This window comes from Pseudoalteromonas rubra (assembly GCF_005887115.1).
GTDB classification, from domain to species: Bacteria; Pseudomonadota; Gammaproteobacteria; order Enterobacterales; family Alteromonadaceae; genus Pseudoalteromonas; species Pseudoalteromonas rubra_F.
The window spans coordinates 1-10,598 of the sequence record NZ_PNCJ01000035.1 but is presented as its reverse complement, the minus strand read 5'-3'; the positions used below and the strand labels follow the sequence as shown (position 1 = coordinate 10,598).

The 10,598-nt window shown below is 50.0% G+C and carries 11 protein-coding genes and 2 tRNA genes; 6 read left to right on the top strand and 7 right to left on the bottom strand.

Annotation, left to right across the window (positions count from 1 at the left end):
* The 6 genes from CWB98_RS19285 to CWB98_RS19260 all read left to right on the top strand — a co-directional run.
* On the top strand, window positions 1–208 hold a 208-nt coding region (locus tag CWB98_RS19285), incomplete at its 5' end, for a hypothetical protein (protein WP_138546319.1).
* The gene (gene rsxD, locus CWB98_RS19280) at window positions 205–1,263 is read left to right on the top strand and encodes an electron transport complex subunit RsxD (protein WP_138546318.1); all 1,059 of its coding nucleotides are present in this window, start codon (window positions 205–207) and stop codon (window positions 1,261–1,263) included. The genes CWB98_RS19285 and rsxD, both read left to right, overlap by 4 nt.
* Entirely contained in the window at window positions 1,260–1,901 is a 642-nt protein-coding gene (rsxG, locus tag CWB98_RS19275; protein WP_138546317.1) for an electron transport complex subunit RsxG, read from the top strand. The genes rsxD and rsxG overlap by 4 nt, the downstream gene beginning before the upstream one ends.
* A complete protein-coding gene (locus CWB98_RS19270; protein ID WP_046006699.1) occupies window positions 1,894–2,592 on the top strand; it encodes an electron transport complex subunit E in 699 nt (232 codons plus the stop codon). Before rsxG ends, CWB98_RS19270 begins: the two co-directional genes overlap by 8 nt.
* Before the next feature lie 67 nt (window positions 2,593–2,659).
* Window positions 2,660–3,295: an endonuclease III gene (gene nth, locus CWB98_RS19265; protein ID WP_046006698.1), complete on the top strand. Its 636-nt coding sequence runs from the start codon at window positions 2,660–2,662 to the stop codon at window positions 3,293–3,295.
* A gap of 106 nt (window positions 3,296–3,401) precedes the next feature.
* Window positions 3,402–4,982: an L-lactate permease gene (locus CWB98_RS19260; protein ID WP_138546316.1), complete on the top strand. Its 1,581-nt coding sequence runs from the start codon at window positions 3,402–3,404 to the stop codon at window positions 4,980–4,982.
* Here the strand turns inward: CWB98_RS19260 and zigA are convergent.
* The 7 genes from zigA to CWB98_RS19225 form a co-directional block, all read right to left on the bottom strand.
* Complete coding sequence (gene zigA, locus CWB98_RS19255) at window positions 4,979–6,190, bottom strand: zinc metallochaperone GTPase ZigA (RefSeq protein WP_138546315.1); 1,212 nt, start codon at window positions 6,188–6,190, stop codon at window positions 4,979–4,981. The two genes, CWB98_RS19260 and zigA, sit on opposite strands and share 4 nt — an antisense overlap.
* 53 nt (window positions 6,191–6,243) lie before the next feature.
* Window positions 6,244–6,687 (bottom strand): TraR/DksA C4-type zinc finger protein, encoded by a 444-nt coding sequence (locus CWB98_RS19250; RefSeq protein ID WP_138546314.1) that lies wholly within the window; start codon window positions 6,685–6,687, stop codon window positions 6,244–6,246.
* Between the two features lie 151 nt (window positions 6,688–6,838).
* Window positions 6,839–7,639 carry a hypothetical protein gene (locus tag CWB98_RS19245; RefSeq protein WP_138546313.1) on the bottom strand — a complete coding sequence of 267 codons (801 nt, stop codon included), beginning with the start codon at window positions 7,637–7,639 and terminating at the stop codon, window positions 6,839–6,841.
* 58 nt (window positions 7,640–7,697) lie between these two features.
* Window positions 7,698–8,252: a hypothetical protein gene (locus tag CWB98_RS19240; RefSeq protein WP_138546312.1), complete on the bottom strand. Its 555-nt coding sequence runs from the start codon at window positions 8,250–8,252 to the stop codon at window positions 7,698–7,700.
* 127 nt (window positions 8,253–8,379) lie between these two features.
* On the bottom strand, window positions 8,380–9,960 hold the full coding sequence (locus CWB98_RS19235; protein WP_138546311.1) for a methyl-accepting chemotaxis protein: 1,581 nt from the start codon (window positions 9,958–9,960) through the stop codon (window positions 8,380–8,382).
* A 211-nt stretch (window positions 9,961–10,171) separates the two neighbouring features.
* Window positions 10,172–10,247: transfer RNA gene (locus CWB98_RS19230), tRNA-Glu, on the bottom strand.
* Between the two features lie 166 nt (window positions 10,248–10,413).
* A tRNA-Glu gene (locus tag CWB98_RS19225) sits at window positions 10,414–10,489 on the bottom strand.
* Window positions 10,490–10,598: the final 109 nt, after the last annotated feature.

Here is a 10,598-nt window from a genome sequence, read left to right as displayed (position 1 = left end):
TGCGATTGCCCGTGCTAAGGCGAAGAAAGCCGCCAAAGAAGCCGAGCAGCAAACAGGCGCTGAACCTGGTGACGCCTCGCAAAGCACTCATGAAGCGCCGCTTAGCGCCGAAGAAAAACGTCAGGCCGCGATTAAAGCCGCTGTTGCACGCGCAAAAGCAAAAAAGCAGGCCGCAGCCGAAGACCAAGAAGGAAATGATCCGTCATGAAATTAACCATGGCTTCATCGCCCCACAATCACAGCGACAAAACCCTCAGCCGCCTGATGCTGACGGTTATCGCCGCCTGTATCCCGGGTATTCTGGTACAAAGTTACTTTTTTGGCCCCGGCACCCTGTTTCAGCTCTTGCTGGCACTGTTAACGGTCAGCGTGACCGAAGCGGCAATGATGAAACTGCGCAACCGCCCAGTGTGGCCAACACTCAGTGACGGCAGTGCCTGGCTGACTGCCGTATTGCTTGCTGTGAGCATTCCGCCTCTGGCTCCCTGGTGGGTCACCGTAATTGGCTGTGTGTTTGCCATTGCGATTGTTAAACAGCTTTATGGCGGACTGGGCTTTAATCTGTTCAACCCCGCTATGGCCGCTTATGTGTTGCTGTTGATCTCATTTCCGGTGCAAATGACCAGCTGGACCCCCATCACCGAAATACAGGCAGCGCCGCTGTCAGCAGTGGATCAACTCGCGCTCATCTTTACCGAGCAAACCCTGGCGGGCATCCCGCTGGCAGAAGCGCGTCAGGTGATTGATGGCACCACCTCAGCCACACCGCTGGACCATGTAAAGACGGCCGTATCACAAAACCTGACTGTTTCAGAAGCCACTAATAACGTTGCTTTCGGCGACTATGCCGGACAAGGCTGGCAGTGGGTGAACCTGGCCTATCTGTTGGGTGGTTTGTACCTGCTAAAAACCAAAGTCATTAACTGGCATATCCCCGTTGCTTTTATCGTGACCCTGGCGGTGTGCAGCGGCATTGGCTATGTTGTGTCACCTGCAACCCAGGCAGGTACGCTTTTCCACCTGCTCAGTGGTGCAACTATGCTGGGCGCGTTTTTTATTGCCACCGATCCGGTATCGGCCAGTACCACCAACCGTGGCCGTTTAATTTATGGTGCACTGATTGGCCTGCTGGTTTATCTGATCCGCCACTTTGGTGGCTATCCGGATGCCGTCGCTTTTGCCGTGCTGATCATGAACATGGCGGTACCATTGATTGATTACTATACGCAGCCTCGTACTTACGGGCATGGAGCAAGCTCATGATCCTGTCATCGATGAAAAAGAACGGCCTGATCCTGACCGCCTTTGCACTGGCGACCACCGGCAGTGTTGCGCTGGTACAAACCTTTACGGCGCCAGAGATTGCCAAACAGGAACAACGCCACCTAATGCGCGTATTGACCCAGGTCATTCCGAAAGCGCAATACGACAACGAGCTTTACCTGGATTGTGCCATCAGCAGTGCGCCTGAGCTTGGACCCAATGGCCCGCATATTATTTACCGTGCTCGCTTACAGGATGAGCCCGTCGCCTTACTGGTGCAACATATCACCCCACGTGGCTATAGCGGTAACATCGACATACTGAGCGCGGTCTATAACACCGGTGAAATTGCCGGTGTGCGGGTCACTCGCCACGAGGAGACTCCCGGGCTTGGCGATAAAGTAGAACTGGCCAAATCTGACTGGATCACCCGTTTCAGTGGAACAACCGTGACTCAGGAGCAAGACCCCGCTTTTAATGTACAAAAAGATGGCGGACAGTTTGACCAATTCACCGGCGCAACCATTACACCACGCGCCGTAGTGCAGAGCGTCAATGCCGCTGCCTGGTATGCTCGCAGCAACTTTGACGCGCTGTTCGCAGAGCCAAACCACTGTCAGGAGACCATCGATGAGTGAATTTAAACAACTCGCCCATGAAGGCATGTGGAAAAACAACCCGGCGCTGGTACAGCTGTTGGGTCTGTGTCCGTTGCTGGCCGTCACCAGCACGATAACCAACGCTTTGGGCCTGGGGCTGGCCACTTTACTGGTATTGGTTGGATCCAATGTCACAGTCTCAATTGTGCGAAACTGGGTCCCCAAAGACATCCGGATCCCGGTGTTTGTGATGATCATCGCCGCCTTTGTAACCATAGTGCAGCTGTTGATGAACGCCTACACTTTTGGTCTATACCAGTCACTTGGGATCTTTATTCCGCTGATTGTGACCAACTGCGCCATCATCGGCCGGGCTGAAGCCTATGCCTCAAAAAATACGCCCCTGTTGTCTGCATGGGACGGTATCATGATGGGGCTGGGGTTTGGCGCTGTACTAGTGTTACTGGGAGCCATGCGCGAGCTAATCGGTCAGGGCACGCTGTTTGATGGCGCTAACCTGTTATTGGGTGACTGGGCAACCGCACTACGCATCGAAGTCATAGAATTCGACAGCCAGTTTCTGGTGGCCATTTTACCACCGGGTGCCTTTTTAGGACTGGGGTTGATCATCGCCGCCAAAAACTACATTGATGCACGTAAAGAAGCCCAGGCTGAGCCCGTCGCCAGTCCGGAAAAAGCCCCCCGAGCTCGGGTCACCAGCTTAGATTAATGCGCAGCGGGAGAGCCGTCACTCTCCCGCCAGCTCAGATAGGATCAACAGCAAGTAAGTCAGTACTATGAATAAAGCAAAACGACTCGAAATTCTCACCCGTCTGCGGGATGACAACCCTAACCCGGAAACTGAACTGGAATACACCTCACCGTTTGAGCTGCTGGTCGCCGTCACTTTATCAGCCCAGGCCACAGACGTGAGCGTCAATAAAGCCACCCGTAAGCTGTTCCCGGTTGCCAATACCCCGCAGGCCATTATCGAGCTGGGCGTGGATGGCCTCAGAGACTACATCAAAACCATCGGCTTATTTAACTCCAAAGCCAATAACGTCTACAAAATGTGCCACATTTTGATGGAGCAGCATGGCGGCGAAGTGCCAGAAAATCGCGAAGCGCTCGAAGCCCTGCCCGGCGTGGGCCGAAAGACTGCCAACGTGGTGCTCAATTGTGCCTTCGGCTGGCCCACCATCGCCGTAGACACCCACATATTTCGCGTGTCAAACCGCACCAAATTTGCCATGGGCAAAGACGTGGTCGCAGTTGAAGAAAAGCTCGAAAAGGTGGTACCGAAAGAGTTTAAAGTCGACGTACATCACTGGCTGATTTTGCTGGGCCGCTACACCTGTGTGGCCAGAAAGCCCAAGTGTGGCAGCTGCATTATTGAAGACTTGTGTGAATTTAAAGAAAAAACCTCCGGCTAACCTATCGCGCCAATAAGACCATGGCTGTTCAGTAATAAACAGCATATTCATTGTCTTATTGGCATGCTAAGCTCATCTCATTAAGTAATGGATTTCTTAAACTCTGATGACGCTACCACAACTGTTCACGGCCCTGGTGCCGATCCTCAGCGTATTTATCCTGCTGGTTCTGTTCAGGCTGCCTGCTAAGCAGGCTATGCCATTTAGCCTGCTCGTTACCTCCTTATCGGCTTATTTTATCTGGCAGGTGCCTTTAGGGCATATCACCGCCGCTACGCTGGAAGGGCTGGTCATCGCCCTGACCATAGTGTGGATTGTTTTCGGCGCGATTTTTTTACTGAAAGTGCTACAACAAACCGGCGCTATCCATACCATTAAACACGGCTTTGCCGGGATAAGCCCCGATAAACGGGTGCAGCTGATCATCATTGCCTGGCTATTTGGCAGTTTTCTGGAGGGGGCTGCCGGGTTTGGCACGCCTGCCGCTATTGCCGCCCCTTTGCTGGTTGCCCTGGGCTTTACACCGCTGAGCGCCGTGGTGCTGGCACTGGTTGCCGACTCCAGTGCGGTCTCATTTGGTGCCGTTGGCACACCTGCGATTGTCGGGATTGGTCAGGGTGCGGCCAATATCGATTACGCCGAGGTAAAGCACATTGCCTTAACTGCCATTGGTATTGATATCATTGCCGCCGCCCTGCTGCCTCTGATTATGGTTGTACTGTATTGCCGCTTTTTCAGCGACTCACCCAGCTGGCGCGCCGGGTTCGTTATGGCGCCTTTTACCGTTTTCAGTGCGCTGGCTTTTACCCTGCCTGCCTATGGCGTCGCCTGGTTGCTGGGGCCGGAATTTCCCTCTGTACTGGGCGCGATGGCAGGATTGGCCATCGTCTGCCCTTTGGCACGTAAAGGGTTCTTATTGCCGAAATCCGAAGCCTCAACAGCACCTCTAGCAGAAGAGACACACGTCACCACACTGAGCTTACTCAGAGCCTGGTTACCATACGTCTTAGTTGCAACACTCCTGGTGCTGACCCGGATCCCTGCGCTGCCTTTTAAGGATATACTGCAAAGCGTGAACCTTGAATGGGATCAGATCCTGGGGTCAGCCATTTCTGTGAATGTGATGCCCCTGTACCTGCCTGGCAGTGTGTTTGTTGTGACCGCGCTCTTGGCACTTTGGCTGCAAAATGGCAAGACGGTACAGCTGCGCGTAGCCCTGAGCAATAGTGTCAGTATGTTACTCCCCTCTTTGATTGCGCTGAGTGCAGCGGTGCCTATGGTGCGTATCTTTCTTCACTCTGACGTTAATAACGCTGCCCTCCCAGCTATGCCTATGGCACTGGCCGAGACGGTTGCGATACATCTGAGTGATCTGTGGTTATTTATCGCGCCTTTAGTGGGTGCGTTGGGGGCGTTTATCGCAGGTTCGGCGACCTTTTCTAACCTGATGTTTGCCAGCTTTCAGCAAGCATTGGCGGCAGAAGCCGGACTGGAGATGCAACTGGTACTGGCGCTGCAAATGCTCGGCGCAAATGGCGGCAATATGATTGCGGTGGTGAATGTGGTTGCCGCCGCCAGTGTCGTCGGCCTGCATGGCAAAGAGGGTGATATTATTCGCTACACCCTGATTCCCATGCTCTATTACTGCCTGGCGGCCAGCCTGATTGCCTGGCTGATTTTTATTTAGTGCTCCCAGGAAGGAAAAGGGTCAGGCAGCGTTTTCCACGCTTGCTGGCCTTTTAATACCTCCTCTTCACTGAGCAAACAGGCATTCAGGCGGCGGATAATATCTGCTTTATCCAGCCCCTGACCAATAAACACCAACTCCTGGCGCATGTCACCAAAAGGCTCAACCCAGTGCTCTTCAATGGCGGCAATATATTCCGGGTCTTCTGGCCACTGGTCCCGCGGTACTGCTTTCCAAAATAGTCCCGCTGCACCATGCCTTGCTATACCGCCAGCCTGACTCCAGCTGCCAGCAATTTGAGGTCTGGTTGCCAGCCAGAAAAACCCTTTTGAGCGGATAAGCTTGCCGGCCAGTTCATCACAGTGCAAAAAATCATAGAATTTTTCCGGGTGAAAGGGTCTTCTGGCACAAAAGGTAAAGCTACTGATGCCAAACTCCTCCGTTTCAGGAATGTGTTCGCCCCGCAGCTCTTTGAGCCAGCCGGGTGCCTGCTGGGCTTTTTCAAAACTGAACTTTTTGGTATTTAACACCTGCGCCAGTGGGACCTTGCCATGTGCCATAGGTATTTGTTCAGCATCGGTATTAAGCGTACGCAGAATGCTTTGTAAACGTTTAAGATCGGTATCTGAGATCAAATCTGTTTTGCTGATCAGCAGTACATCGGCAAATTCAACCTGTTCAACGAGTAAATCGGCCACACTGCGCTCATCTTCCTCACCTAAGCTTTCGCCTACATCCTGTAACGCCTCGGCTCGGTCGTAATCTTTCAGAAAGTTTACCGCATCCACTACGGTGACCATGGTATCCAGTGTGGCAATATCAGATAAGCTGACCCCTTGCTCATCGGCAAAAGTAAAAGTTTCTGCCACGGGCAATGGCTCCGAAATACCGGTTGATTCAATCACCAGATAGTCATACTTACCCGATTTAGCCAACCGGTTAACTTCTTCAAGCAGGTCTTCTCTGAGTGTGCAACAGATACAGCCATTACTCATCTCAACCAGTTTTTCCTCAGCCCGGTTGAGGCTCACTTCATTTTGTACCGTCGCAGCGTCAATGTTGATTTCACTCATATCATTGACGATGACAGCCACTTTTAGCCCCTCACGGTTGCTCAGAATATGGTTCAGCACCGTGGTTTTTCCTGCCCCTAAAAAACCGGACAACACGGTCACGGGCAGTAAATTTGATGTATTTAACTCAGCCATAGCTTGATTACCTTACACAGTTTTTGACGGTAGATGTGTGGGTTCAAGTTCTGTCAGGCATCCCTGTTTTTGACGTACATGTGCTCTTTCAGCTCCGAACACAATTTTACGTCAGCGCATAGTTCAGCAGTGGGCCTTGCCAGTAACCGAGCAATGCCAATAGGCTCCCCCGTTTCCAGACAATAGCCATACTCATTGAGCCGGATCCGCTCCAGTGCCTGCTGGATTTTAGGTAACAACTTCTGCTCGCGGTCAACAATGCGCATCAAAATCATACATTGCTCCTCCCAGGACGCTCGGTCACTCAAATCTACCAGTTCAGGCGGGTTCATTATTTGCGCTTTGGTATCACGGATACGCGCTCTGGTTGAATCATGCAACTCAACCAAATATTGTCTGAAAAAAGCCAGTTGCTCGGCATTCATATAATCGGATTCGGGCGCAGCCAGCATTTGCTCAGCAGTAAGCGTAGCAGGGGCGGAATTAAGAGCTTGCATATCAGGTGCCTTGTCAGAACATTAAACTTGACATGTTATATTATAACACCACGAGCTTTTAAAGGATCACCTGATTAAATTTATTTCTGTGGTCGCATGACAACCGTGAAAGCTTGCACCCCTTTTATTAAAAAAGGGCCAAGACACTGGTTCAATGGTTATTTAATTTATCAGCCTGTGCCATATGATAGTTAAGCAGCGTGATTTTTGCCTGTATCACCGCAGACTCATCTGCCTGAAACTGTTCAAGCAGGCGCTTTAGTTGTGCCTGATCCGAACTCATTGTTGCCAGAGACTCCAACGCACTCAGACGTACCAGTTCACTCTCGCTGTGACGGGCTGTAGCGACAATATCCTGGATCTGGCTGAGCGACTCTGTGCCTGGTTCAAACTGCTCGACGCTGTGCACCAGCAGGTGGATGGCAAAACTCTGAGACAGAGCACCTTTGTGCCTGGCTTGTGTCAGTAAATCAGTAAAAAACTGCACGGAGGCAATCTGTGGCATGGCTTCAAGATAATGCTCTACCTCATCAAACTGAGCATACACATCGCCCTGTGAAGCACGCAGATTTGTCAGCAGATGCTGTTCAATGAGTCTGGTTATATCCTGATTTTCATAATTAGCCAGTTCTGGATAAACACCGCTGTCTAAGCCTATATCCTGCGCTATTGATAATAGCCTGGCCTTGTTTTCGTCTTTGTTTTCAGGTTCATCATTAAGCTCTGGGGGAGCAGGCGAAGCGCTGGTATACAGCCGTTTTTCTGAAGTTGGCTGTGCTGTGTTGAATGGCAGTGAGCGGTCCTCTGTGTGAGGTACGGTTATAGTGTCGAGGCTTTCAATATCGCCTACTGGGGTATAGTGCTGGGGTACTTGTTTATGCAGTAACACAGCAGCCACAAGAAAGCCGAGCATAAAGCACAACACATTGATCATCAGGTATTTTGCTTTCATCGTTAAATTCCGGCTGTAACGCTAAGGCTGACCTTATTGCGCCAGCCCCAGGTAGTGCTTAGTGAATATCGAAGCGTACGCCCTGACAACCATTATTATGATAGGCTGTGCCCGCACTCTTGATTGACCAGAATACTTCTCCGCGCGATGAATTAGCATTGGTTGGGGTGAAAGTACGTTTACAGGTTTTGGTTTTTTTATTGTCCCAGACCGGCTTACCGTGCTTCAATTTTACGAAGGTATAATCCAGTTCCATTTTATATTCTTCGTTGATATTGGCGCTCAGGTCAGGATAAAAACCGTGACCATATCCTGACGTGAGGTTTTGTTTTCTTTTTTCACGAAATACGACGGTGTTGTCACTCAAACGCTTGATCTTTAACTCAACCGTGGTGACAGTATAACCACCGCGGTTGCAATAGAAAATCATGGACTGGTTGCCGCGCGTAGTGTTAGCCCAGTTGTAAGGTGCCACGTCTCGCCAGATCTCGCAGTCTTGCTTTTTGCCAGAGAAATATCCGCCATCAACCCCTGCGATGCTCACTTGCGTATTGGCCAGAGTCATAACAAGCGCTGCGGCACCTATTTTTAAAGTTTTCTGTAAATTGCTCATTCATTATCCCTTTGTGTGATTTTTATGTGCATATCCAGGTTAAAAGCGGCGATTCTGCCACATAAATTACCCAAGCGAAATCATACCAGCAAGGAATTTTCTATTCACATCTTTTTAATATTTTTCTTTAACGGCTAAGCCTGAGCAGGAATTGATCAACCAGTGCTGCCTGATCTGCCAGCGCTTGCTCTGTGTTCCGCATTGCTGCTGTAGTGTTGTCTGCACTTTGCATAGACGCATTGGCCAGTTGCGAGATATTGACCGCCTTGTCATTTATCTCGTTGCTTGCACCCGACATTTGATCCGTTGCCGTGGCGATTTCGTAGTTCAAAGCAGAAATATCTTTCACCATATGCTCTATCGATGCCAGATTCTCTTTGGTTTGTTCCGCTTGTGCTACACATTCATTAGACTTTTCAACCCCATTTTGAATGGCCTCTACCGCACGCTCGGCACGTTGCTTTAGCCCTGCAACAATATCATCTATCTCTCTGGTCGATTCCTGAGTGCGTTGTGCGAGCGCTCTGACTTCATCGGCTACCACTGCAAAGCCTCTGCCCTGCTCACCAGCTCTTGCCGCTTCTATCGCAGCATTCAGAGCCAGCAAATTAGTTTGCTCAGAAATATCTCGTATTACGTCAACAACTCCGCCGATCTGCACCGTTTGCTCATTCAATTGGGCAATATCATGTTGAGTGCGACTCAATTCTTCGCATAAAGTGTGGTTGATTTGCATGCTAGCCTGCACCACAGAGTTAGAATCTAGTACCGATCGCAATGCACCTTCTGAGCGATTCGCTGCATCACTGGTATTGCCGGCAATGTCAGAAATAGCGGCGGTCATTTCATTCATGGCCGTAGCCAAAGAACCTGTCTGGCTTTGCTGCTCCTGCAATAACTCAGTATTACTGTGGCATTCAGACACCGTTTCCTGCGCATGCTGATCAACCAGCTGACTGGCATCCTGAACTCTGCCAAGTACGGCGCGTAATTCAGACCCCCGTGCCAGCAGTGCCAGTTCAATCGCTGCGACATCATTGACTTTATTAAGGTAAATTTTTTGCATCAGTGGGTTGTCATAGACTTGCTTAGCTTTTTCACTCAACCGACGAACTGGGGATAACCGCTGATATGTCAGTGCGAGTACGCCTGCTAGCAGCAATGTCTCCAGAATATAGTTCCATGGCGCGGGCAAACTGGTAAATACCATGCTCAAAATATAAGACACCACCAGGATCAACATCATCTGCGCAGACAAAGACAAAGACGAACGTGTTAGTTTGGCAGACGCAACGCCTTTATCGAGCTGCTGATAAATGTTTTCAGCCCGTTTTACCACATCCCGTTCTGGCTTGGTTCTGACCGACTGGTACTCGGCGGTTTGGCCATGCTGATTTTTGATGGGAGTCACATAGGCATTAACCCAGTAATGATCACCGTTTTTGCAACGGTTTTTTACTATGCCCATCCAGGGCTTGCCGGAGCCAATAAACTGCCAAAGATCTTTAAAGGCGGCTTTGGGCATAGTTGGGTGGCGTACCAGATTGTGTGGTTGACCTTCAAGTTCGTCCAGCTCAAAGCCAGCGACATCACAAAAGCTTTGATTCGCATATGTGATCCGCCCTTTGGTATCTGTGGTAGACAGCAGGTTATAAGAGACCGGATAATCATTTTCCTTATCCGTATAATCGGTACATCTTTTGGCCATGATACTCACCTAAAAAACGCGATACTAACCCATTTTTCGTAGCTGAGCTTGTTAATAAAGCCTTAACCTTGTTTTAAATCAAATAATTTAAGTAAATGAAATATATGAAAAATTTCATTGAAATGTTGGTTTTTGTGGTTGATAAAGATTAGCAAGAATAGAAATAGTTAAAAGGGAGTGCTATTGAGCGAAATGGAATTACTAAGAAGAGTGGCGTCCCCTAGGGGATTCGAACCCCTGTTACCGCCGTGAAAGGGCGGTGTCCTAGGCCTCTAGACGAAGGGGACGCAGAATTTGTCTAGCAAATCACTGATTTGCTGATTCTGCGTTGAGGTGAGTCTTTTGCCAGCAAAAGCGAACGGCATTATTCTCTCTCTTACAGAATGTTCTGTGTCACTAGGACTGGCTATTTAGACTCTTACCATACGAGTTTGGTACTTACTAAAAAGTAAGTGGCGTCCCCTAGGGGATTCGAACCCCTGTTACCGCCGTGAAAGGGCGGTGTCCTAGGCCTCTAGACGAAGGGGACACTGAATGTGTCACTAGGACTGGTTGTTTATACTCTTACCATACGAGTTGGTACTTACTAAAAAGTAAGTGGCGTCCCCTAGGGGATTCGAACCCCTGTTACCGCCGGG